We start from the raw sequence: 23,659 nt of genomic DNA on the forward strand, positions 1-23,659 counted from the left end.
TTCTATATACAGGTATTGTATATGTACAAAAAGAAGGAATCTAACAAAAAGTACATATATTTCATAAAAATGAACGGAAATCGAATATATTCCGACAATTATCCGTTTATTATTTCATTTTACTTTAAAATATATTAAAATACTTATGAATCATACGTTTAATACACTAAGTTAAATGTTTTGTATGTTCACAAAAAAAGATGCCCCAAAATCATTTGGACACATCCTACTCCTATTATATAAATTACTATTATGGTATGGTTTAACCTAAAATCTCGACTTAAAAGACTTCACAAATTAACTTTCTACTATTTAAAACATATTTCCACTTACACAACTAATAAATAATCTATCATTAATTTCCTCAATTGATACAATAAAATCTACTTCAACTATATTTTTAGGCAGTTTCATTATTCTTAAATTCCACCTTTTTTTCATATTCATCTAAGAAAATTGTAGCATCATCATATTTAAAAAACTCGACCCAAGCGTCAAAAAACTGACAAATCGGGTCTATTATGTCTGTTTTTTCTTGAAATACAATACTCTCATCTATACTAAGTATTATTTCTCCAGTATTTTCTGTCGGCAGTTTATGTAGTTCAATTTAAAAATTTTTCATACTCCTCCCCTTCTTGATTATATTGAAATACTATTTTTATTTATTCCACACTACCCTTCACTTTCTCAATAACATCTTCTATACGTTCCGCTATACATTCTATCTCCCAATCACCCTCACCGTGCAAAGCTGTATAAACCGGGCATTTTTCATCATTACTATCTACAAAGATTGGATCACCGAGATACGAATCTATTCCAATTACAATCCATCCCTCTTTCCAATCTCCTTCTTCATTCCCGGTTAAGCTTTGCCCTTCTTCATCAAAGCTATAACCAAGTTGTCCTTCTTCTATTTCTTCACTATTAAACAATTCTATCGTCATAGGTTCAGATTCATACTCTAGCTCAATTTCATTATCCTCAGCACGATCTACATATTCTAAAAGTTGTTTAATTTTATTATGGTTAATCATGATATCTTCTCCATTCTCTCTTAAAATAATCTAGCTTTAGTCATACTATAATATATAAAATAAAGTTCATAAAACTACTATTTCAGGTGATTAAATATGAAGTGCATAGTTTGGACAGAAGATGTTTTTTCACAAAACTTCACTACGTTCCATATTGCATAATGTTTCACATGAAACTATCGACATTCCGAATTACCTTTCTACTATTTTCGACTGGTTTCAAACGTGGGCGTCTTATGAAAATTTAACAAAAATAAATATACATTCCATTACTCCGTTACTAGCTGTCGTTCCAATATTACAAGAAAAAACATTTCTGCTTCTTACCTGTTTTTCTTCCTACAAATTAAAACAGTACGAACAAGCTAATCGCTACTTACAGCAATATTTACATTGCTCTGTGCATCTTAATAACGAGGAAAAAGAAAAAGTATTCTTTCATGAAATTGATATGTATATAAAAAAACTAGTAGAAAGCACAATGTACATTTACATTGTGCTTTCTACTAGTCCTTTATCACACTTTTTATATTTCCTCCTACAACTACCAAGTAATATTCATTTCTTCAAATGACGCTTTACTCACTTCTAACCCTTCACTATCATCCGTCCCAATCATTGCTACTTCCTCTTTAGACAACTTAATTTTCTCATTTGGATTTTGGATTTTTCTCTCATACACGAATTGTAAAAGTTCTATTTGTTCCGCTGTCAGTTCATACTCTTCTTCCAGTCTTTCAATTGCTGCTTCCGTATCAAGTAATGGAATTTCTAATAAAAATCCACCGTGCTCTTCCATCTCTTCAAATGGATCAATTGAATACGCACCGCTATCCTCAATCCAAAATGCAGTTGTAATAAAAGGAACTGTTTCGCCTTCTACTTCTTCTAATACGTATTGAAGTGCTTCCTCTTTCGCAATGTCTATTACTTCCGAAGGTGCCCCTTCAAAATAATTTGCCGCATCAATCCACTCTTCAATTCTCTCGCTATTCACATCTTGAAGACATACGATCGTGTAATTCGGATGAAAAGTAATTGTCCCTTGTCCACCTTGACTATCTTGCATACTGTAGTTAAATCCATCCCATGAACTTTCGTGTGAAAAATCAGGAGCATGTGCTACAAAAATTGCATCTGCAATCGACTTTAAGATACAACCTTTCCATAGTTGTTCTTTATTTATATGTAATTTATATTTACTCATCTGCTTTCCTCGCCTACATATTTTTTTATATTATCTTTCGAATTCTCATTCCGTGTAAAGTACTTTTTCATTATATAACAATAGTAAAGGCATCCTTCATACAAAGGATGCTTTTACTATTTTCTCTACCATTTCCCCCTACACTCCTCAATTAAACTAAGCAAATATCTCTTCGTCATATCAGCCCTTCTCCAAATAGAAAGTTTCTTCTTCTCCTTTGGATCATACCTCATTCGCTCTACTTCTTTTAATAAAGGCTCCCATTCTTTCGCTGAGCGTTCTAACAAGTATTGCAATCCTCTATCTTTTGAAACAATTGTTTTATGATCTAACGTATATAAAATACGCCCCATCGTAACGACAGCTGATTCTACCCATTCTTCTATGAAAAATAAATATGGCTGCTTCGCTTTTTCACTCCAGTACTGTTCTACGTTGTATTGCATTGTATTGACTACATCATCCCACTTTATTTGAAGTGGAAGGTCTTCTACTTCTTTCCCGATAACTGTAATGCCTTGATTTTTTAATGTCCACCATGTGACCGCATTAATATCCCAATGACCTATATTCGCCTTACCATCTGCACAATACACGTACTCATTTATTTCATGATTGTATTTCCCTAAGTCAGCAAGCGGAATATACATACCGTCCATTCTTTTACCTAGCGTACTTTCACTCATTTTCTTATGCAGTTCTACAATTTGTTGTTTTTCAGCTTCATTCACGGAATCATTTAGTACTGCAACAAAATCAACATCGCTCGTTTCTATATGAAATGCACCTAGCGCAATAGAGCCGTAAACATATACTCCGACTATTTTTCCATCTAAAAAAATTTCTTTTAACCCTACTATGTACTGCTCCATTAACTGCTTTACTTCTGCTGGTAAAGCTTGTTTTATTCCATTCTCCACATCTATCCCTCCATTAAAAAAAGCCTTCGCAAATTCGCAAAGGCTTCCTGCTTTATAAATATTTCTCGATTTCCTCGTAAACATCCTTCAAACGAGGATTTCCTTCTCCAACAATCTCTCCATTCACAAGAACGACTGGATAAAATAAATCTTCTTCTACTACGCGCTCTGCGAATGCTTTTTTATCTTCATCTTCTTGTTCTTGTTGAAAATCAATATACTCGAAATTAAATTTATTTTCTTGTCCTTCATATTTACGACCAATCGCCGCTTGTAACCACTCAAACGTTTCTGTTGAAGATGGCATTCCGACGCAGCTCGCACAAATTACTTTCGTCCCATACACTTGCACATTAACCATTTCTTCTCCCCCACTTCTTGTTCTAACAGTATATTCAGATGTCTTAGTACATAAGCACATCATTTTACAAACTTATTCCATACCCCTATACTGAAAAAACACGTTGTACACATGATAAAATATTTCGACAATAAAACAAGAACAGAAAAAATAGATTTTCCCCTCTATCTTGATTATAATAAAACTGATGAAAGGAGTCGATAAAAATGGAAAACCCACATATGCAAGAACAAGTACTAGAAGTACTAGATAAATTACGTCCGTTCTTACTTCGCGATGGCGGAGACGTTGAATTAGTAGACATTGAAGAAGGTATCGTAAAATTACGCCTTATGGGTGCATGCGGAAGCTGCCCAAGTTCTACAATCACACTAAAAGCTGGTATCGAGCGCGCGTTACTTGAAGAAGTACCAGGCGTTATTGAAGTAGAGCAAGTATTTTAATTAAAAGCGGAAGCGGCTCGTTCAAAATGTGCCTCGGCGGAAGAAGCGAAGCCACCGAACATTTTAGCCGCTGGAGCTAGATATTAATTAAAAGCAGAAGCGGCTCGTTCAGAATCGCTTCCTAGAAAGAGACCCCAATGGGTCTCTTTTTTTATTCAAATAACACTTCTACTTTAACATCATAAAACAAAATTGGAAATCCTTCTCAAAAAATGCGATAATTAATACTATATAGTGAATCGTTCACACATATAAAGTGAAACTATAATCAGTGGGTGTTTACGGGCATCCCGATTCCCACAAATAGCGGGATGAAGTAAAAAACATAGGGGGACGACACATGCCAAAAATGGGGAACACTTTTTTAACAATTCAAGAACTAGAAGAGAAAAAAGAATATTTATTAGGCCTTTCGTCCGTTATACCAACATGGAATACAAGCTATCAATTTTTATTTAAAGAAATCCAGCAAGAATTATTGAGTAAAGTAAATGAAAAAATCGAAAGAAATCAATTCATTTTAAATATATGTGCAGATCGACAGGTAGGAGCATAATGTATTACATACAATTGCGGTATAAAAAAGAGACCTCAATCGGTCTCTTTTTTATACTTTTAAGATAGCCAATCTAATTTTCTAATCCCTAACTTATCAATTGGCAAACGAAGTGATCCATAAAAATTCCTCATAAATTGCTCAGAGCGGTTCACATCATGTAAAATAGCTTCTAAACGATCTCTATATATACTTTTTTGTTCTTCATTCCCAGTTTGGTAATATCGTTCGACCGTTTCAAAATAGTGGAGCGGGAACAGGAGCCTTGCAAATAATAAGCGCCAACCAAATGAGGATAGCGAATAATTGCGTTCATAATCTGTAACAAATTGAACGATTGTTTGCTCCCAGTCTTTCTTCTTTTCAATCATCATATAGCGAATCAATTCTGCTATATCTCGAGTGGGATGATCATACACCCACTCAAAAGGAAGTTTTAGACGCTTCATTTGATGCCATAATAAAGGTGTAAATCGCTCCTGGCAAATTGTTGCCGCATCGGTCATTTGTGGCGTATCATCCATCTCTGTATCGACAACATACTGAATTGCATTTTCCGCAACTCCTAAATAATACGGGAAGGATTCGATAAACAATTGATCGAATACGTCTGTAGGGTGGTTCATCACTTGTGATTGCCAAAATTTTTCTAATTGATCGAGCCTTTTTTCCCATAACGCTTTCCATTCACCAATGCGGCTTAATTGCTCAATTTCTTCTGGAAAGAATGCACCTCGTTTATGGAATATAGAAAGCTCACTTCCTAATGACATAGCATGTCGTTCTAACGTGCGCATACCTTTTAATAAGCAGTAATTTTGTTCTTCTATCTCACTTACATAGTAGCCGTGTATAGTCGGAACGAAAGTCGCTACAGTCATATCCCCTTGCTGGTTCATATAGTCACTGAGCTTTTTCATCTCTACAAGTACTTCTTCCTCCATTTCTCCAATTGGAACAAGTACATAAATTTTGTTGCGAATCCAAAAGCTTTTATAGGGGCCAAGGGGGATTAATTCTTTAACATGCATGTGATAATGCTCATAAATATGCTGAATCATCGCAGTCGCCACCTATGGTTTTTCTTTATATATATGAGCTTGTGCTCGCCTTTCATTCCTATGCACATGATAAAGCAACGAAACGTATACAAATACTAAAAAGAAAAAAAGGTGATAAACATGAAAGAATCAAATCAACTACAAGAAAGAGCATTACAACTATTACAAGAACGCGGTGTAACAATTGACGATATTGCTGAACTTGTTCATTTTCTTCAAAAAAAATATCATCCAAATTTAGAGATGTCAGAATGCCGTTATAACGTTGAGCGTGTATTATCAAAACGTGAAGTACAAAACGCACTAATTACTGGTATCGAACTCGATGTCCTTGCTGAAAAAGGAATGTTAAGTGCGCCGTTACAAGATATCGTAAAACGTGATGAAGGCTTATACGGAATTGATGAAGTTATCGCACTTTCTATCGTTAACGTGTACGGCTCTATCGGTTTCACGAACTTTGGATATATCGATAAATTAAAACCTGGTATTTTAGAATACTTAAATGATAAATCAACTGGCAAAGTGCATACATTCCTTGATGATATCGTTGGCGGAATCGCTGCCGCTGCTTCAAGCCGTTTAGCGCACCGAGCTGATCACTCGGAATAATAATAATGCTTTCTAGACCGTCAGTTTTATGCTGACGGTCTTTCATATTCCATGAGCATAAATTCTCTTCCGCGGCTCAAAAAGATAGGTCCTTGCTGAAAACCTATATTTTTATATAGCGTAATTGCTCTTGTATTAAATGTTGCTACACTTAATCGAAACATTTTTGCATTAAACTCTTTCGTGGCAAACGCTATTCCAGCTTTGAAAAATTCTTTCCCCATTCCTTTCCCTGTTAACGCCGGCTTCATACCAAGTCCGATATCAATCAGATTTTCTCCACCATATAAATTAGCATCTCTTCCCCCTGGTACTTGTGCATTTTCCCCAAAACAAAAATAGCCGATGAACTCTCCTTGATCGTCACAACAGCCATAATACGTTCCATCTAATATCTCTTCTATCACTTCTTTCTCGCCTGAAAAACTATATAAATTATATGGTTCCTCGTACGTCCACGTATTTATCTCATTTGCTTCTTCTACCGTTAACTTATGTATATCCATCCTTCTCTCTCCTTATCAATTGTTCTATATACTCATTCATTCTCCGCACCTTATTTCCCTCTAATTGAAATATGCAGAATTGCATGCACACAAACATTACACAAATGGTACAATTTATTTGAATCGCTGTTGCTACACTTCTTGATTAAAGAAAAGGCGTTAAAACGGAAATTAGCGTCTTATCGAACTCAAGCAATTGACACATTTTGTCATCATAAAAGACACTCGAAAGAGTGTCTTTTTTCTATATTTCATAAGGACTTACTCATTCCCCAAAATAAACGCATAAAATAATGTAACTCTTTACACGCATGAATCCCTTTCTAAAAGTTGTGAAGTACGTTACGGGAGATTCAAAATAAAAAGCACTCTGACTAGAGTGCTTTTCACTTTAAAACAAGGAGGTTACATATATGGATAGTACTCTCGTATTTAACTTCGGTATTGGTATTGTCATCATTTTATTTGTCTTCTTTGTTCTTTGTATGAGCGGGGTATAGCAATCTTTTATGCCGATAATTCCTTTAAAGTATCACTTAATTTGAACTTTCTTAATTGTAATGAAGCAATCATCGCTGCCCCTGCTCCAAGCACCACACTAGCAAAAGCTAATATGCAAACTTGATTATACGGAATAATAATAACCGTTAACTCTAAGCTTGATAACACGATATAGCTAAACAAAATCCCACCAAAAATGCCGATACAACCAGCTATCGCTCCAAGTAAAGTTCCCTCTAATAAAACGATCCGTCTCATTTGCTTCGGAATAGCTCCTACCGCACGAATCATACTAATTTCAGCACGTCTTTCATGTAAACTTGAGACAATCGCATTCATTAACCCTATACCAGAAATAATGAAAACAATTACAACTAACAAGCGAATTAACATCATCATTTGCGATAATAACTGCTCTTGTTCTTTCAATAAATCATAACTGTTTATAACTTCTACATTCTCTTTATTCTTTGTAATTTCTTTTACTTGCTTCTTAATCGCTTCAAATGATTGATTAGAATTAGTCATAATTTGAATTGCTTCATATCCTTGTACGTGAAACTTATCGCGAGCCCATTGTTCATTTACGAAAACATCTGATCCTCTTAACCTTAATCCTTGCTCAATAATCGAAACGACTTTAATCGTTTGTTTTTCTTTTCCCTTTCCTTGTACTTCAAACGTATCATGCAACTGAATCCCTAATTTTTTAGCCGTTTCCTTCGTAATGACTCCCTCACCATCTTGTAATGGCTTATTTAAATCTTTTCCTTCAATCACCTTCGCTCTCGTTACTTTTTGATACGCGACAATATCATTTCCCACAACTTCCATCAAATCAGGTTCAAAATCATTTTTCCTCGCATGTTCATACCACTCTTGATTCGCTTTTTTAAAGTCATAATTCACAAGCTTTGCTGTAAAGTCTGTAGCATTCCCAACACTCGCCTCTACACCGTCAATTTTTCTAACCTTCTCCATCCAACTAAACGGTAATGTTTCTATTCCTTGCGACTCTACCGGAATTCTTACTACTAAGTCCGCTGGTAAATGTTTTTGTAATCCTTTTTTCATACCTTCATACATAGAATTTACATACATCGTTCCAACAAGTGCTAACATAAAACCAAATGCTAATATAGCAACGGACACAGCCGCCTTATTTCGATAACGAATGACATTTCGGCTACTAATCGTCGTTTCAATTCGTAATATCATTTGAAGTGGTTTTGCAATCACTGGTGCTATCATCCGAATAAATAACGGAATCGCAAATAACAAACCGACCGCAAATAACAGCGCACCTATCGCACTTGGATTAAAACCGATATAACGCTCTAATACGTTACCCGTTAGTCCAATAACAGTACCAATAATTAAAATGCTACCACTAAAAGCACTCCACCTTTTTTCTTTTTTCTCATTACTAGGAAGACCTGGCCTAAGCGCTTGAACTGGTGGAATCTTTCTAACCATGAAGGCTGGTATAATAGCCCCTATAATAGACATAACAATTCCTAGTAAAAACGTAATGAGTAAAATCTCGCCTGAAATCGAGAATGATTCTTTCCCTGCCCCCTCAATATTCACCCATTTATTAATAAATGATGCAGCGATTGTTTGCGTACCTGCTCCAAGAATAACTCCTGCTAGCGATCCGATTGCCCCAATACATAAAGCCTCTAATAAGACGACTAATATAATTTGATTTGGATTACTACCGAGTGCACGTAATAATGCCCATTGCTTAAATCGACTTCTGACAGATAAGAAGAAACTTCCCATTATTAAAAGAGCTACAACAAATAAGGCAATACCACCTAAACTAAAAATTAATGGCTTCATTACATTTAGTCGTTCAAATGCCTTATCTACATAAGTACGTTGGTCCACCTTTATATTTTCTATCTTCTTATTTACATCAAGAGCAATCGCTCTCTTCACATTTACATCGGCTGTTTTCACTTGAACGAGATTGAACTGATTTAGTAGATTTAATTCTTTTTGAAGCCAATGGATGGGAAAATAAGCCCCATGCCCCATTGCCGCCATTAACGGTGGATTTAAAATACCGACGACTTTCACAGTCTTTTCTCCATGCTGTGGGAATGGAAGTTTAATTGTATCTCCCACCCGTATATTTTCACGGTCTGTATACCCTTTTGTTAGTGCTACTTCAGCCCCTTCTTTCGGATATCGACCTTCAAATATTTTATAAGAATGTATTTCTGGAGAATCTTGCTCAACACCCCAATAGGACGGTTTCCCCGATAACTCTTTATAGTGTGGGAAAGGATATGGTATAAGTACTTTTGATATTTTTTCAGCATTTTCTAAGCCATCTATTCCTTTTAAACTTTCATTATTTAAATACATATCATTTTTTATATAGCCAAATTGTAAATTATAATCTCCATACCGACTTACTACTTGTTCCTTCACACTTTGCTCTACTGATTGATTGCCTAGCAATAACATCGTCGCTAACATAACACCTAAAGCTGCACCGAGGGCAATCAACATATTTCGCAACCAATTTTGTTTCATCGATTTTACCGCATACTTAATTACCCATCGCATCACCTTTACCTCCTACTTTAAAGTGACGATTCATAATCTCTTGAATGTGGATAACTTGTTGCGGGATATTTCGAAATTTCCATCCTTTACTTTCAGCATGCTCATGAATCACCTCACCATCTAATAAGAAAACGACTTTATCAGCATGGGCCGCTACGAACGGATCGTGCGTTACAATGACAGCTGTTTGCCCTAATTCATCACATGCATTGCGAAGTGCCGCAATAATATTTTTGCTGTTTTCTGAATCTAACGCCCCTGTTGGCTCATCAGCTAATATAATAGCTGGCTCATTTGCAAAGGCTCTTGCTATCGCAACCCTTTGCTGTTGCCCACCTGATAACTGTGCTGGTAAATGCTTTTCTTTTCCTTTCAATCCAACGAGTTCTAATAAACGATTTGCTGTCACCGTTGCCTTTTTTTGCGAAACATTATCTAATAATAAAGGCAACCCTACATTTTCCTCCGCATTAAACACTGGAATTAAATTAAACTGTTGAAAAATAAAACCGATTTTATGCCTTCTAAATAAAGCGAGCTCTTTTTCTTTTAATGTTGAAATCTCCGTACCATCAACTCGAATACTACCTACTGATGGAATATCTAATCCACCTAACAGCTGAAGTAAGGTCGTTTTCCCCGATCCACTTGCCCCCATAATACAAACAAAATCTCCTTTTTGAATTTGAAGATTAATATCTTTTAAGATCTTTACTTTACTATCTCCAATATCAAACGATTTTTCTAACCCTTCAATTTCAATAATATTCATCCCGATATCCCCTTCTCTCTCTATTTACCAATCTATATATTCTATTCAAAAATGCAAAATCCCTACTATTTTGTATTTTTTTGTCACATACTAACATTTATATTAAACGGCAGTAAGTGCCCGATTAGTGTAAGCAAATAATCAGTGCGGGATGGATAGCCCCCACCGATTAAAATTTCACTTTATTTCTCACGTCAGAAAAGTTGACTCTCGCAACGAAAGTAACCATAATAGTTACACGAATATTTAAAAACTATTCACATATCCACAAGTAGGAGGAAGAACAATGAAACATGTAATCGTTTATGCACACCCGAATACAGAAAGCTTTAACCATGCAATTTTAGAAACTGTAAAAAGTGAATTAGAAGGAAAAGGTCATGAAGTACGCGTTCGTGATTTATACGAATTAAACTTCAATCCAGTATTAGGTGCTTCCGATTTCATCTCACTTTCCCAAGGAAACACACCAGAAGATATTAAAGAAGAACAAGAGCATATCTCTTGGGCTGATAGTATTACATTCATTTACCCCGTTTGGTGGGCGGGTCTTCCTGCTATTTTAAAAGGATACGTTGACCGTGTATTTAGCCACGGCTTCGCTTATGCTTACGGTGAAAATGGTATTGAAAAGTTATTAAGCAGTAAAAAAGGATTGTTATTATCTACGATGGGAAATTCAAAAGAAGTATACACAGCAGGCGGTATGTTTGATGCAATGAAAAAAACAGCAGATGTTGGTATTTTTGAATTTACAGGCATTGAAACACTTGAGCATACATTCTATACAAGTGTTCCTTCTGTGGATGACAGTGTGCGTAAACAATATCTTGAAGAGGTTAAAGATGTTGTGAATCGTGCATTTTAATAAAAAAACTCCGGCTTTAACAACCGGAGTTTTTCATTTCATCATTAATTTCGGAATATACCTTTGAAGAATGCTTTCTAATTCATTCATATCTTCCTGTCTAATAAGTAAATTCACATTGTCATTCATTTTTTCTCGCCCGCGATATAAAAATATATTTTCTTTTGGATTTTCCCATGTTGATGTTTTATAGCCTTTCAATTCTTCGTATGAATAAAAGTTTAATCCGTCTACTACACCTTTTTCATATATTTTTACACTTTTAATAAGATGGATGGCTATTAAAGTCATAAAACAACTTGCTACAGCATAACTACCTGACTGAATGAGAAACTGTTCAAGTGTGCCAATATCACCACTTACATATTGAGCATATATATACATACATTGTCCAATGAAATATGCTGGTCCAAGTAATGCAACCCAACGTCTTTTCACCCGAGGATACATTGCAATGAGTTTTCCTGCGCTTTTTTTCATTTCATTTATTTTATATATCTTCCATAGAATAAAAAACAAAACACATAATGTAAAAACAAACATAATACATGACATCCAGTACATTCTTATTCTCTCCCCCTTACATCATTACATTTAAATTTTACATTTTATATACTTATAGTACATATGCAATTGTGCATAAAAAAACAGGTAACCTCTTCCGGTTACCTGCATTTCATTACATCTTCTCAATCCACTCCGTCAAGTTATGCACAACTTGCGTCGGTTGAACTTCGTATTCTGTTAACTTCTCCACAGTTGTGACTCCAGTGTGGACAAGAAGGGTATGCATACCAGCATTTACTCCCGCTAAAATGTCCGTATCGTAGTTATCCCCAACCATTAATGCCTCATCTTTTCCTATGCCAAGCACTTTTAATGCTTGTTCCATAATGATTGATTCTGGTTTTCCAATAAAGATTGGCTCCACACCTGTTGATACTGTAACAACTGATGTTAATGAACCGTTACCTGGTAATAATCCACGCTCAGTTGGAATAGCAATATCTCCATTTGTAGAAATAAACGTTGCACCGTTACGTACAGCAAGACATGCTTTTGCTAATTTTTCATATGTGATGTCGCGATCTAAACCAACAACAACGAAATCAGGGTTTTCATCCACAAGTTCAAATCCTTTTTCCACAAGAGCATCATGTAAGCCTTCTTCACCAATCATGTATACAGTTGCATCTTGTTTACGTTCATAAATGAAATTCGCTGTCGCCATACTCGTTGTGAATACTTGCTCTGCTTTCGCTGGAATATCGAAACGAACAAGTTTTTCTGCAACTTGTTCTGGTTTACGAGTTGAGTTATTCGTAACGAATAAATACGGAATGCCGCGCTCTCCTAATGCTTTCACGAAGTCGCTTGCTTCTTCAATTTGTTCTTCACCACGATACATCGTACCGTCTAAGTCAATTAAATAACCTTTATACATCTATTATGTCTCTCCTTCTATGCTAGAGTTCTCATCTATCATACCACTCTTATATTACCCCCTTTTCCAAAAGAAAAAAACGCTTTACCTTAAAGCGCCCCAGAACGTTCATTTTTTCTCTTTTACTTGGTAAGAACAACTACAATCACCCTCACACATGTTTGCTAGCGTATTTACATCTGCATTCGCAAATAAACGCTTATACATCTCTTTTTCATCTGCACATACTTGCGGGAATCTCTCTGCAATTTCCTTTAACGGACAGTTTTGCTTTTCAATTACGAAAGAGTTCTCTCCATCTCTCTTTATTTGAACCATATAACCATTTTTCTCTTGCATTGCTGCTACCTCTTGCACTTTATATGCTAAGTTCTTTTGATTACTAATTCTCTTTTGCAATTTTTCTTCCATTCGCTTCGTTCTTTCTTTCAAAACGTAACGAAGTATTTTTTCATCGCCCATTCGAGCTAAATCTTCTAGCATATCAATCGCAAATTGCTTATATTCTTTCGGGAATGTATCTTCTCCCTTTTCACTTAACCCGTACAAATAAGTTGGTCTTCCGACATGTTGCCTGACCATCTTAGAATAAATGAACCCATCTTTCTCAAGATTACTTAAATGTCTTCGAATCGCCATTTCTGTAATCTCTAAAACGTCAGCTAATTCTGCTACCGTATGTTCTCCCTTTACTTTCAACAATTGGACAATCTCGTCTTTCGTAGTGCGTGCTTCCCCCATGCTTTACCCTTCTCCCTTTTCCCTTTTCTTTCTCACATACAATATAAGATCCCCAAAAGGTATTCCCGGGGATCTCATAAGCATAATTATTCTGGTACAAATGCAGATACAGGCCCTAATTCCTTCTCTAAATAACTGCGAATATTTGCTGGGTAGTTCTCTACCACTGCAATATGTTTTTGAATCGTCTTATATAATTCATCATGATTCATTTGAATATAATCTTGCGTAAGCATTTTTCGAAGAAGGATAACTTCTTTCATTCCTTGTCCTTCTTCTGCACTTATCACTCGCTCATCCATTAAAATATCGATAATATCTTCATAGCTTCCTGGATCGCGCATAATAAATCCATCAATCATCGCATTCCCTACATCTAATACAGTATCAATCATAAGATGGGCTATGCGCTCTAATGCATAAAATTCAAACTCGGTTTCATATATCTTCTTCTCTTGAAATGTATTTGTTGCTCGTTCTAAACATACTAGCATTTGTTCTATTTTTTTTCTGTCTACGAAGTACATTCATGTCACCTACCTGGAAATTAAAGCATTTACATTTTAATTGTAACGCTTTCTTCTGAAAAAATCGACAATTTTTCGAATTCACCTTTTCTCCGTTATTTGTTATAGTTATATTTGTATGATTTTTGAAATTGGAGGAATGAAATCTTGGAACGTGAACTCGCACTAGAAATTGTCCGTGTAACAGAAGCAGCAGCATTAGCATCCGCACAGTGGATGGGCCGCGGAAAGAAAAATGAAGCAGATGATGCAGCAACTACAGCTATGCGTGATATGTTCGATTCAGTAAACATGGCAGGTACAGTTGTAATTGGTGAAGGAGAACTTGATGAAGCACCGATGTTATATATTGGTGAAGAACTAGGAACAGGTAACGGTCCAGAAGTAGATATAGCCGTTGATCCATTAGAAGGTACAAACATCGTTGCAAAAGGTCTTGCAAATGCAATGGCAGTTATCGCAATCGCAGATAAAGGAAACCTTCTTCACGCTCCTGATATGTACATGGAAAAAATCGCGGTTGGTCCAAAAGCAGCTGGTAAAATTAGCTTAGATGATCCAATTGAAAAAACAATTGAAATTGTAGCAGAAGCTAACAATAAAAAGATTCGTGATCTAACAGTTATCATTCAAGAACGTGAACGTCATCAAGATATTATTGACCGTGTTCGTGCAAAAGGGGCTCGCGTGAAATTATTTGGTGATGGCGATGTTGGTGCATCAATCGCAACAGCACTACCTGGAACAGGTATCGACTTATTCGTAGGTGTTGGCGGAGCTCCAGAAGGCGTTATTTCTGCAGCAGCATTAAAATGCCTTGAAGGTGAAATGCAAGCTCGCTTAGTTCCAATGAACGAAGAAGAAGAAGCTCGTTGTCGTGAAATGGGATTAGAAGATCCTCGTCAACTTCTTATGTTAGATGACTTAGTATCTGGTGATGATGCAATCTTCTCAGCAACAGGTGTTTCTGCTGGTGAGTTATTAGACGGCGTGAAATTCCTAGGCGGAGATTTAGCTGAAACATATTCTATCGTTATGCGTTACAAAACAAGAACAGTACGTTTCATTAAAACGCATCACCATTTAGATCATAAACCACACTTAAACTTAGATATTTAATAAAGGAGCCATGTGTATGGAAGAACGTTTCTTTCTGTACGACGATACTGTCGCTACAAAAACTCGTTTCGTTAGCTTTATGGGAGAAAATGAGCGTCATGATTTAGCGCTTTTATACTCCGATCGTCATTACGGTAAAACAATTGTCCTTGATATGCAGAGCAATAAATTTGCAATCATCGGTCCTGACGATTTAAACGAACCAGGCTACTTAGAGCACGCATTTTCTATGACTGAAGAAATTGCAGAAGAATTACGCTCATTTTTATTTGAACTTATATAACTTATCTCAAACACCAGCTATTTTAGCTGGTGTTTTTTCACTGTAATTATTTTGAATTTTCAATCTCTTGTGGTATACTTATGTACAAATCTATTTGGATAGAAAGGACGTTATCTACGTATGCCAACATTTACTTTGTAATGGACCAGCAATTGGATAGCATTACTCTCAAAAAAGCACCGTGCTTTTTCAAGGGAGTAGTCTGCCCATTCCCATTACAAAGGAACGTAACGCATCTGTAGTATGATGTTTACGGAGGTTCCTCTTTGGGGAACCTCCTTTTATTTTTGTCTACTTCTCATGTCTTCATACTACAAGACATCCAAATAGCTGTATTACGTTCCTTTACCACTACTATAAGAGGTGAAGGAAAATGCAGAAAGTACAACTTTCTTGGAGTTTATATGAAAATCAGCAAAACACAATCGAAAAATATTGTAAAAATTGCGGACGTAATACCCTATTTACTGATACGAATATTCGCAGGCATAACGCCAATGGAAAAAACATATACCGCTTTGCCATTTATAAATGCCCGAACGATCATACGTGGAATCAAAAACTGCGCATTTATAAATCATTTACTGATCATGTGGAAACAATCGATATGATTCAGCAAGACCAAACAGAAACGACTACTACCATTTCTATGACACAACATAAAGAAAGTGGCATAGTTGAAATCACGATTGTATTAGACATCGTTTTTGGCTCCCACCGAATTGATAAAGTGTTATCCACATATATTTCAGATTGGAGCCGTACTACCATTGTGGATAAAATTAAAAGTGGGGATATTCAATTGAACGGACAACAAATGAAACCAAATAAACAACTCTCTGAAGGCGATTATATTTCAATTTGTTTATAAGGAGGTGCCTCATGCTAAACGTGAGAAAAGGTACGATGGATTTATTAGAAGGATTAGATGGAATGTATACAGAATGTAAAAAAGCGCTCTTACAAAATCAAATTTACCAATGGGATGATTCTTATCCAGCTCGAGAACATATTTCCTATCACTTAGAACAAGATGAACTCTATTGCTTGTTTGAGGACGATTCACTCGTTGGTGCTGTCGTGTTAAACGAGTGGCAGTCTCCCGAATATAAACGAATTGATTGGTCAGAAACAGACGGACGCTTTCTTATCGTCCACTCTTTCGTTATCCATCCTCTCTCGCAAGGAAAAGGATATAGTAAAGTACTTTTATCTTTTTGGGAAAGTGAAGCAAGACGGAAAGGTTACAATGGCATACGCCTAGATTGCTTTACTCGCAATCCGGTTTCATTAAGTCTATATGAAAAAAACGATTATATTTGCCGAGGTGCTGTTTATTTTGAAAGTAAACAGCCTCCTCACAACTGGTATAATTGCTATGAAAAAATCCTCTTACAATCGTAAGAGGATTTTTTTATTTCTTCACTTTTCGTAATACGAAGTGTGCACAACCGAAGTTACAGTACTCGTATAAATACTCTGATAAAGTACTAATTTTCGTATCATATGTCGCACGTTGGTTACTATCATCAAAGAATCCGCGCAATCTAAGTTGCTCATATCCCCAGTCTCCAACGATATAATCATATTTATTTAAAATTTCTGCATAGCGCTCTTTAAATGCTTCTTCACTAAAACCGTCACGAAAGTTTTTAATTACTTCGTACTGAACATTATTAATGCTCACCGTAGCATGAATTTCTTGCTTTTGCTCCATCATTAACTTCCTCTCTAAGCATTCTTCTTTTTATCGTATCACAAAGCATAACAACCAACAATTTCAAATACAAAAAATTGCAAATTAGTACATGCTATGGAGAAGGAGGTGATACATCGTGAAAAAACAAATTTTACTTTCCCTTCTCACTCTTTCCCTATTTGCAGGCTGCCAATCAACGAATAAAGCCGAAATGGAACGTGAGGAAGGAAGCCGTGTTCTTGTTTCCAACAAAAACGACATGTATCATACGGAAAATACAAATACACGATTAACGAGAGTCGGTTATTCATCTAAACAAAAGCATGAAGTATCTAACAAACAAGTAGGAGCCATTAACCGTGAGAAAGTTGCTGAAATGATTACAAGCATGACGGTCAAACTTCCTGACGTTACAAACGCTGCTACGCTCGTTACCGATGATGAAGTATTTGTTGTATACCGTGCAAACACAACGGATCCGAAACTCGTAGCGGATCAAGTATATAAAGCTGCTTTGTCCATCGTTCCTCGCTATTATAAAGCATATGTATCGACAGACCAAAAGTTGATTTCTCAAATTCAAGGACTGCAATCTGGTGCATTAAATGATACAGAATATACGCAAAGCCTCGATATGTTAAAACGGGAAATGAGTAAAAATCCTCATTTGAACAACACAGGGGATCAGACTTTAAATGATATGATTAAAAAGTAAAACAGGTGGAGAAAACCTCCACCTGTTTTACTTTTTATTTTTTATTACGATCCGCATAAACCTCCATCGCATCACACATAAACTGTGCTAACCCTTCGCCAAACTTATCAATATTTTTCGTGAAGCGCTCATCAGCGACGTACATTTGACCGAGTCCCTTGAAGGCTTCTAATGAATGTTCACCAAAGTTTTGCAAGTAATCATACCATACTTTAATAGCTTCTTGTGCCTCTTTAGAATCAGGTGCACCATGTCTAAGCGCCGCTAAATTTCTGTAAATAGTATTAAACTCTTCCTGATTCTCTTTTGACATACCTTTTGCATATTCGTTCGCTTTATCTACAGCTGTATCTCCCCATCTTTCACGCGCTTCTTCTTCATATGGGTTATGGCTAAAATCAAATCCTTCAAATTTCTCTTTGTTCGTCATTTCAATCTCTCCTTTTGTATGCTGAATTGTTTTATCAATCGTCGCAATCACCTTATCTAACCTCGCACGTTTTTCAAGAAGCATTTTCTTATGAAGCTGTAATGCTTCTTCGCGATCAAATGACGGACTCATGATAATTTCTTTAATTTTCTTCAAAGGGAAGCCTAGCTCTTTAAAAAATAAAATTTGCTGCAGTGTCTCTAAATTTTCGTCAGAATACAGACGATATCCAGATTCTGTCGTCTCGTCTGGGGTTAACAACCCAATTTCATCGTAATGATGCAGTGTGCGCACACTAATTCCAACTAAATCAGCTACTTCTTTTACTCTCATTGTCATTTGTATCTCCCCCTTAATACATACGATAAAGTATGACGCAACGTTAGAGTCAATAAGTAAATTCATTTTATCCCTCTATTTGCGAGCAGTAATACCCTCACCTCAAAATTCGGGGAATAGACAACACTCCCATTGATTAAAGTTTCAATTTATCTCTAAAAGTTTCATCTCTCCCATATTTCATGCATAATAGATATGTACATATATTAGAAAGCGGTGAAAGTATGGTTTCAAATACTGTAATTGCCAGCATCATCATGCAACTCGTTGTTTCGGTTCTGGTCCCAATTATTTTACTCGTTTATTTCCGTAAAAAATATAATATTAATTGGAAAGTGGTCGGAGTTGGTGTTCTTATCTTTATCGGATTTACCCAAATTCTCGAAACACCATTTCACCTATTTATGCGCGGTAATCCAGCAATCGCTCCATTTTTAGAAAATCCATTTGTCTTCGCACTTTATGGCGGGCTAACTGCTGGTATTTTTGAAGAATTAGGACGCTTCGTTGCCTTCTTCTTCCTACTAAAAAAATATCTAGAATATAAAGATGGCTTTGCTTACGGAATTGGTCACGGCGGGATAGAATCTATTTTAGTTGGCGGATTCTCTGCATTGCAAACTCTTATATTCGCAAATGCTATTAACGATGGTAGCTTCGCTCAAATGGCAGAAAAACTACCTCAATTAAATCTTGTAAAGGACATGTTAATCGAGCAGCCTGCCTATTTTTACTTCCTTGGTAGCGTAGAAAGAATTATGGCACTCGTATTGCAAATTGCCTTTACAATGCTTGTTTTATACGCAGTAAAACAAAAGAAGTACATCTTCCTTGTATATGCTATATTATTCCACGCATTTGTAGACTTTTTCGCAGCACTTTACCAAACAAAAACGATCAACATCTTTGTTGCAGAAGGGATTACTCTTCTACTAACAATTTGTGCTCTCGTTGTGATTCGCAAAATGAAAGTGAAATTAATGAGTGTGCCGGAGTAAAAAATGACCCACCAGTTGGTGGGTTATTTTTTACTCCGCACTAACGGGCAGTAGGACTCTCACCTCAAAGTTCGGCAAATGCAGAGAAGTTAGGCGAGAGATCAACTGCCCGATTGGTTCAACTAATAATCAGTGGACAAATCCCCCACTGATTAAAGTTTCACTTTATAAGGATTATCACAATGATGATAACTTTTGCCCTCTTGCAGCTCCCTCTTTGTTTCTGCATCTATAACGATATACTTATGAAACTCTTCTACTTCATTTTGAGTAAAAGAAGCAAAGAAGTACACTTGGCGATCAGGGTGAACAAAAAAATCTTGAAGCACCACTCTACTTCGACAACCGACAGCTGTTTTTTGTAGGAAAGAAAATTCTTCATCAGGCACTTCTTTAAATGAGATTTTTTTACGAACACTATATGCTACATTTTTGTATTCTTTATAAATTTTCTTATCTAACTGTTTATAAAACACATCCTCACTCACAAATGGCTTATTTCGATTACTTGGATAATCTAACTTTTGATTGGATTCTGCATATGTTGTGGATAATTGCATAAGAAAACAAATAATGAATACAATGCACATCATTTTTTCATAGTGACACCTCAATTTTTTTTATCCACATTACTTTTCCACATACTTAAATCGCTAGTCCGTTTCCAAGAAAAAGGAATTTTTTCCACATTTGTCGAAGTATATAGCGTCAACTTGAAAGATGGGGATGAATTATGAATAAAATTATTGTAATACGACATTGTTCCGCAACTGGACAAAAACGTGATGCCGAATTAACGACTGCCGGAAAAAATCAAGCTAATATCCTTGCTACATTCCTTTTAGAAAATCAGATACAAATAGATCATATTATTTCGAGCCCATTTGTCCGAGCTATCGATTCTATTCGGCCCTATGCGCTCCAAGCTAACCTATCTATCGAAGAGGATGAACGATTAGCTGAACGTATATTAAGCAACGTTCCGATGGATGATTGGATGCCAAAACTAGAATCTACTTTTACAAACATAGATATTGCCTTTTCAGGCGGAGAGTCAACAAAACAAGCGACGGACCGTGCTATATCGCTTATCCAAGACGTTTTAAAATTAAACCATACTACAACACTACTCGTTACACATGGAAACTTACTTACACTCATTTTAAAGCACTTTGATCATACGATCGGCTTTAATGAATGGAGAACTTTAACGAATCCTGATGTTTACGAAATTACAATCGGTGAACAAAGTATCATAAAACGATTATGGGAAGCATCGTCCAATTAGTATCCCTTTCCAAAACACTCAGTTGACGCCACGAGAAGAGACTGTATTAACAATAGAGAGGGGTATCATTCCATATGTATGAAGATGTACTTTCTTTACTACATAAAACAAATATTTCTTATGAAAAGTTTGAACACGAGCCAGTGCTTGATTATGAGACAGATCGTATCGTGCGTGAAAGACTCGGTTTGCAAGGTACTCCAAGTAAAAGCTTATTTTTAAAATCAAAATCCGGAGATTATTTCGTATTTTTTACGTTAGAGGGTACTCGGCTCGACCGAGGAGAAATGAAAGAAATAACAGGAGAAAGCTTATCACTTTGCTCTCCACATGAGTTACGAGAAAAAACTGGTTGCACCCCTGGCTGTGTAGCTCCTTTCGGTTATTCACAAGATGTAACGATTATTGTGGATAGTTCCATTTATACGTACGATAAAATTTTGATTACACCTGGTGTACCCGAATTTACAATTGAGTTATCCACAGAGGAATTAAAAAAAATTGTATTCACATGCCCAAATACTGTTTTAGAGTACAAACAAAAAGAGAGCTAATGGTTAGCTCTCTTTTTTCATTATTTGGCTTCTGCTGTTTTTTCTTTTGCAGAACGTACTTGCTCGTCCGCATGATAAGAAGAACGTACAAGTGGGCCAGCTTCACAGTGGCTAAATCCTTTGCTAAGTGCAATTTCTTTAAGCTCTGCAAATTCTGCTGGTGGGTAATATTTAAGAACTGGTAAATGCTTCTTAGATGGTTGTAGGTATTGTCCAAGAGTTAAAATATCCACATTGTTTGCACGTAAGTCATCCATTGCTTCAATTAAATCTTCTCTCGTTTCACCTAATCCCACCATAATGCTCGATTTAGTTGGAATATCAGGCTGCATTTCTTTCGCTCGACGTAAAAACTCTAATGAACGGTCATACTTTGCTCTAGCGCGAACTCGGTCAGATAATCGACGTACTGTTTCAATGTTATGGTTTAAAATATCTGGTTTTGCATCCATTAACATTTTTAAGTTTTCTTCTACTCCACCCATATCAGATGGTAATACTTCGATAGACGTGAATGGGTTTTTACGACGTACTGCGCGTACTGTTTCAGCAAAAACAGCTGCTCCGCCGTCCTTTAAATCATCACGTGCAACCGCTGTTATAACAACGTGCTTTAAGCCCATTTGTACTACTGAATCTGCTACGCGTTCTGGTTCTTGTAAATCAAGCTCAGTTGGTAAGCCTGTTTTAACCGCACAAAAACGACAAGCACGTGTACAAACCGCACCTAAAATCATAAATGTTGCTGTTTTTCTTACAGCCCAGCATTCATGAATATTCGGACATTTTGCCTCTTCACAAACGGTATGAAGATTTTTAGAACGCATCATTTTCTTTAAGCCTGTATAGTTTTCATTCGTGTTTAACTTAATTTTCAACCATTCGGGCTTGCGCTTATATTCTGTTTGTTTTGTCATGGTTATCAACTCCGCACAATATGAAATAGTTTACCGTGTTCGCTTCTTTCAATGTAACATATCTATTCTAACGTATGAAAGCGATTTGCTCAAATGAAGATTCTAAGATTTTTTCCAATCGTTCCCTATAATGAAATACTCCGTATATCCCACACTAAAAAGAGTGATGTTGTGAAAGGAGTCTATTTCATGCTTCGAAAAATTTCTCTTTTGCTTTCAATTTGCTTTCTTCTCCACCAAAACATCGCTTACGGTGAAGATAATCAGCAAAACATATACGAAAAGCGCATGGCACTATATAAAGAAACCGAGCAGTCTTCAGGCATTCCATGGTATTACTTAGCTGCAATGGATCAATATGAAAGAAATATACGGAGCGTAAGAAAAGATATTCCGAAAAAACCAGATGCCATCATTTCCCTTTATTTCAAACCAGAAATATGGGCTGGACCTATTAATAGTAACGATACTCTCCCCCATACAATTTCTCTATTTGGCGGAATAGGTTTAGATGGTGACAAAGATGGATTTGCAAATGCAAATAGCGACCGTGATCTTCTGCATACCGCAGCGACTATTTTAAGGAAACAAGGAACATCAGAAGACCGTATTAAAATTATGCTCTGGGAATATTATAGACGTGCAAAAACAGTTGATTTAATTAGTGAATACGCCCGAATTTATAAACATTATGGACGTATTAATTTAGAAGGAAATGCTTTTCCTCTCCCAATTCGCAGTGACCATAGCTACCGTAGTACTTTCGGCGCTGGAAGAAGTTTTGGAGGAAGAAGAGTTCATGAAGGAACCGATATTTTTGCAGGATATGGTGTACCAGTAAGATCGACTTGCTATGGCATTATTGAGACAAAAGGATGGAACCGTCTTGGTGGATGGCGCATTGGTATTCGCGATCTTCATAACAATTACCATTATTACGCTCATTTAGGCGGGTTCTCAAAAGAAATACAGCTTGGACAAATTGTCGAGCCTGGAAAAGTAATCGGATTTGTTGGTAGCACCGGTTACGGCCCTCCCGGCACAGCCGGAAAATTCCCGCCCCACTTACATTTCGGCATGTATAAAGACAATGGGTATACAGAATGGGCTTTCGATCCATACATGCATTTAAGTTTGTGGGAACGAAAAGAACGAGCAAATACAAAACGATAACCGTA

At 36.3% G+C, this 23,659-nt stretch carries 29 protein-coding genes and 2 pseudogenes; 14 read left to right on the plus strand and 17 right to left on the minus strand.

Going from position 1 to position 23,659, the window contains the following annotated elements; translation table 11 throughout:
• Positions 1-409: 409 nt before the first annotated feature.
• Positions 410-610: pseudogene (locus tag MHH42_RS25015) on the minus strand (hypothetical protein); the annotation flags it as partial.
• 55 nt (positions 611-665) lie between these two features.
• Complete coding sequence (locus MHH42_RS25020) at positions 666-1,040, minus strand: hypothetical protein (protein ID WP_000607087.1); 375 nt, start codon at positions 1,038-1,040, stop codon at positions 666-668.
• Positions 1,041-1,191: 151 nt separating this feature from the next.
• Here MHH42_RS25020 and MHH42_RS25025 point away from each other — a divergent pair.
• Positions 1,192-1,524: pseudogene (locus MHH42_RS25025) on the plus strand (DUF4304 domain-containing protein); the annotation flags it as partial.
• Between the two features lie 60 nt (positions 1,525-1,584).
• Here the strand turns inward: MHH42_RS25025 and MHH42_RS25030 are convergent.
• The 3 genes from MHH42_RS25030 to MHH42_RS25040 form a co-directional block, all read right to left on the minus strand.
• Positions 1,585-2,247, minus strand: a complete 663-nt coding sequence (locus MHH42_RS25030) for a hypothetical protein (RefSeq protein ID WP_098144956.1) — start codon at positions 2,245-2,247, stop codon at positions 1,585-1,587.
• A gap of 125 nt (positions 2,248-2,372) precedes the next feature.
• Complete coding sequence (locus MHH42_RS25035; RefSeq protein WP_000495122.1) at positions 2,373-3,251, minus strand: nucleotidyltransferase domain-containing protein; 879 nt, start codon at positions 3,249-3,251, stop codon at positions 2,373-2,375.
• Positions 3,220-3,528 carry a YuzD family protein gene (locus MHH42_RS25040; protein ID WP_000248598.1) on the minus strand — a complete coding sequence of 103 codons (309 nt, stop codon included), beginning with the start codon at positions 3,526-3,528 and terminating at the stop codon, positions 3,220-3,222. Before MHH42_RS25040 ends, MHH42_RS25035 begins: the two co-directional genes overlap by 32 nt.
• Positions 3,529-3,734: 206 nt before the next feature.
• Here MHH42_RS25040 and MHH42_RS25045 point away from each other — a divergent pair, with 206 nt between their 5' ends.
• The gene (locus MHH42_RS25045; RefSeq protein WP_000431159.1) at positions 3,735-3,971 is read left to right on the plus strand and encodes a NifU family protein; all 237 of its coding nucleotides are present in this window, start codon (positions 3,735-3,737) and stop codon (positions 3,969-3,971) included.
• A 340-nt stretch (positions 3,972-4,311) separates the two neighbouring features.
• The gene (locus tag MHH42_RS25050) at positions 4,312-4,527 is read left to right on the plus strand and encodes a carbonic anhydrase (RefSeq protein WP_070173896.1); all 216 of its coding nucleotides are present in this window, start codon (positions 4,312-4,314) and stop codon (positions 4,525-4,527) included.
• Positions 4,528-4,586: 59 nt separating this feature from the next.
• Here the strand turns inward: MHH42_RS25050 and yutH are convergent, their stop codons facing one another.
• Positions 4,587-5,588 carry a spore coat putative kinase YutH gene (gene yutH, locus MHH42_RS25055; protein ID WP_070173897.1) on the minus strand — a complete coding sequence of 334 codons (1,002 nt, stop codon included), beginning with the start codon at positions 5,586-5,588 and terminating at the stop codon, positions 4,587-4,589.
• A 120-nt stretch (positions 5,589-5,708) separates the two neighbouring features.
• On the opposite strand from yutH, the gene MHH42_RS25060 reads away from it, so the two are divergent.
• Entirely contained in the window at positions 5,709-6,200 is a 492-nt protein-coding gene (locus MHH42_RS25060; protein ID WP_000665097.1) for a phosphatidylglycerophosphatase A family protein, read from the plus strand.
• Positions 6,201-6,226: 26 nt separating this feature from the next.
• On the opposite strand, the gene MHH42_RS25065 is transcribed toward MHH42_RS25060, so the two are convergent.
• From MHH42_RS25065 to MHH42_RS25075, 3 genes are all read right to left on the minus strand, one after another.
• On the minus strand, positions 6,227-6,706 hold the full coding sequence (locus tag MHH42_RS25065; protein WP_340894440.1) for a GNAT family N-acetyltransferase: 480 nt from the start codon (positions 6,704-6,706) through the stop codon (positions 6,227-6,229).
• Positions 6,707-7,213: 507 nt separating this feature from the next.
• On the minus strand, positions 7,214-9,787 hold the full coding sequence (locus MHH42_RS25070) for an FtsX-like permease family protein (protein WP_070173898.1): 2,574 nt from the start codon (positions 9,785-9,787) through the stop codon (positions 7,214-7,216).
• Complete coding sequence (locus tag MHH42_RS25075; RefSeq protein WP_001021168.1) at positions 9,771-10,559, minus strand: ABC transporter ATP-binding protein; 789 nt, start codon at positions 10,557-10,559, stop codon at positions 9,771-9,773. The genes MHH42_RS25070 and MHH42_RS25075 overlap by 17 nt, the downstream gene beginning before the upstream one ends.
• 286 nt (positions 10,560-10,845) lie before the next feature.
• On the opposite strand from MHH42_RS25075, the gene MHH42_RS25080 reads away from it, so the two are divergent.
• On the plus strand, positions 10,846-11,427 hold the full coding sequence (locus tag MHH42_RS25080; protein WP_070173899.1) for an NAD(P)H-dependent oxidoreductase: 582 nt from the start codon (positions 10,846-10,848) through the stop codon (positions 11,425-11,427).
• A 33-nt stretch (positions 11,428-11,460) separates the two neighbouring features.
• Here the strand turns inward: MHH42_RS25080 and MHH42_RS25085 are convergent, their stop codons facing one another.
• From MHH42_RS25085 to MHH42_RS25100, 4 genes are all read right to left on the minus strand, one after another.
• The gene (locus MHH42_RS25085; RefSeq protein ID WP_000289892.1) at positions 11,461-11,991 is read right to left on the minus strand and encodes a hypothetical protein; all 531 of its coding nucleotides are present in this window, start codon (positions 11,989-11,991) and stop codon (positions 11,461-11,463) included.
• 115 nt (positions 11,992-12,106) lie between these two features.
• Positions 12,107-12,871, minus strand: a complete 765-nt coding sequence (locus tag MHH42_RS25090; RefSeq protein ID WP_000276473.1) for a TIGR01457 family HAD-type hydrolase — start codon at positions 12,869-12,871, stop codon at positions 12,107-12,109.
• A 108-nt stretch (positions 12,872-12,979) separates the two neighbouring features.
• Positions 12,980-13,612: a helix-turn-helix transcriptional regulator gene (locus tag MHH42_RS25095; protein ID WP_000503334.1), complete on the minus strand. Its 633-nt coding sequence runs from the start codon at positions 13,610-13,612 to the stop codon at positions 12,980-12,982.
• Positions 13,613-13,698: 86 nt separating this feature from the next.
• On the minus strand, positions 13,699-14,139 hold the full coding sequence (locus MHH42_RS25100; protein ID WP_000273998.1) for a DUF86 domain-containing protein: 441 nt from the start codon (positions 14,137-14,139) through the stop codon (positions 13,699-13,701).
• 147 nt (positions 14,140-14,286) lie between these two features.
• Between MHH42_RS25100 and glpX the strand changes: the two genes are divergently transcribed.
• From glpX to MHH42_RS25120, 4 genes are all read left to right on the plus strand, one after another.
• Positions 14,287-15,258, plus strand: a complete 972-nt coding sequence (gene glpX / locus MHH42_RS25105; RefSeq protein ID WP_000439085.1) for a class II fructose-bisphosphatase — start codon at positions 14,287-14,289, stop codon at positions 15,256-15,258.
• Between the two features lie 16 nt (positions 15,259-15,274).
• Positions 15,275-15,541 carry a DUF3055 domain-containing protein gene (locus MHH42_RS25110; protein WP_000392613.1) on the plus strand — a complete coding sequence of 89 codons (267 nt, stop codon included), beginning with the start codon at positions 15,275-15,277 and terminating at the stop codon, positions 15,539-15,541.
• Between the two features lie 373 nt (positions 15,542-15,914).
• Positions 15,915-16,412 carry a hypothetical protein gene (locus MHH42_RS25115; protein WP_001174592.1) on the plus strand — a complete coding sequence of 166 codons (498 nt, stop codon included), beginning with the start codon at positions 15,915-15,917 and terminating at the stop codon, positions 16,410-16,412.
• 11 nt (positions 16,413-16,423) lie between these two features.
• On the plus strand, positions 16,424-16,945 hold the full coding sequence (locus tag MHH42_RS25120) for a GNAT family N-acetyltransferase (protein ID WP_097872977.1): 522 nt from the start codon (positions 16,424-16,426) through the stop codon (positions 16,943-16,945).
• A gap of 10 nt (positions 16,946-16,955) precedes the next feature.
• Here MHH42_RS25120 and MHH42_RS25125 read toward each other — a convergent pair whose 3' ends face one another.
• Positions 16,956-17,258: a YutD family protein gene (locus MHH42_RS25125; protein WP_000435941.1), complete on the minus strand. Its 303-nt coding sequence runs from the start codon at positions 17,256-17,258 to the stop codon at positions 16,956-16,958.
• Positions 17,259-17,376: 118 nt separating this feature from the next.
• Between MHH42_RS25125 and MHH42_RS25130 the strand changes: the two genes are divergently transcribed.
• Complete coding sequence (locus tag MHH42_RS25130; RefSeq protein ID WP_000744138.1) at positions 17,377-17,955, plus strand: YhcN/YlaJ family sporulation lipoprotein; 579 nt, start codon at positions 17,377-17,379, stop codon at positions 17,953-17,955.
• A gap of 34 nt (positions 17,956-17,989) precedes the next feature.
• Here the strand turns inward: MHH42_RS25130 and MHH42_RS25135 are convergent, their stop codons facing one another.
• Positions 17,990-18,724, minus strand: coding sequence for a MerR family transcriptional regulator (locus MHH42_RS25135; RefSeq protein WP_097872976.1), 735 nt, complete (start codon positions 18,722-18,724; stop codon positions 17,990-17,992).
• A gap of 182 nt (positions 18,725-18,906) precedes the next feature.
• On the opposite strand from MHH42_RS25135, the gene MHH42_RS25140 reads away from it, so the two are divergent.
• Positions 18,907-19,722, plus strand: coding sequence for a YhfC family intramembrane metalloprotease (locus MHH42_RS25140; protein ID WP_141489295.1), 816 nt, complete (start codon positions 18,907-18,909; stop codon positions 19,720-19,722).
• 152 nt (positions 19,723-19,874) lie between these two features.
• Here the strand turns inward: MHH42_RS25140 and MHH42_RS25145 are convergent, their stop codons facing one another.
• Complete coding sequence (locus MHH42_RS25145) at positions 19,875-20,315, minus strand: hypothetical protein (RefSeq protein ID WP_002104427.1); 441 nt, start codon at positions 20,313-20,315, stop codon at positions 19,875-19,877.
• Between the two features lie 140 nt (positions 20,316-20,455).
• Between MHH42_RS25145 and MHH42_RS25150 the strand changes: the two genes are divergently transcribed.
• Together MHH42_RS25150 and MHH42_RS25155 are read left to right on the plus strand one after the other, a co-directional pair.
• Positions 20,456-21,010, plus strand: coding sequence for a histidine phosphatase family protein (locus MHH42_RS25150; protein WP_097872975.1), 555 nt, complete (start codon positions 20,456-20,458; stop codon positions 21,008-21,010).
• A gap of 74 nt (positions 21,011-21,084) precedes the next feature.
• Positions 21,085-21,564 (plus strand): YbaK/EbsC family protein, encoded by a 480-nt coding sequence (locus MHH42_RS25155; RefSeq protein ID WP_000272757.1) that lies wholly within the window; start codon positions 21,085-21,087, stop codon positions 21,562-21,564.
• Positions 21,565-21,584: 20 nt separating this feature from the next.
• On the opposite strand, the gene lipA is transcribed toward MHH42_RS25155, so the two are convergent.
• Entirely contained in the window at positions 21,585-22,481 is an 897-nt protein-coding gene (gene lipA / locus MHH42_RS25160) for a lipoyl synthase (RefSeq protein ID WP_000166369.1), read from the minus strand.
• A gap of 189 nt (positions 22,482-22,670) precedes the next feature.
• Between lipA and MHH42_RS25165 the strand changes: the two genes are divergently transcribed.
• The gene (locus tag MHH42_RS25165; RefSeq protein ID WP_097837621.1) at positions 22,671-23,654 is read left to right on the plus strand and encodes a M23 family metallopeptidase; all 984 of its coding nucleotides are present in this window, start codon (positions 22,671-22,673) and stop codon (positions 23,652-23,654) included.
• The last annotated feature ends 5 nt before the right edge of the window (positions 23,655-23,659 follow it).

Origin of the sequence: Bacillus sp. FSL L8-0099 (assembly GCF_038006385.1) — a bacterium.
In the GTDB taxonomy this organism is placed as follows: domain Bacteria; phylum Bacillota; class Bacilli; order Bacillales; family Bacillaceae_G; genus Bacillus_A; species Bacillus_A toyonensis.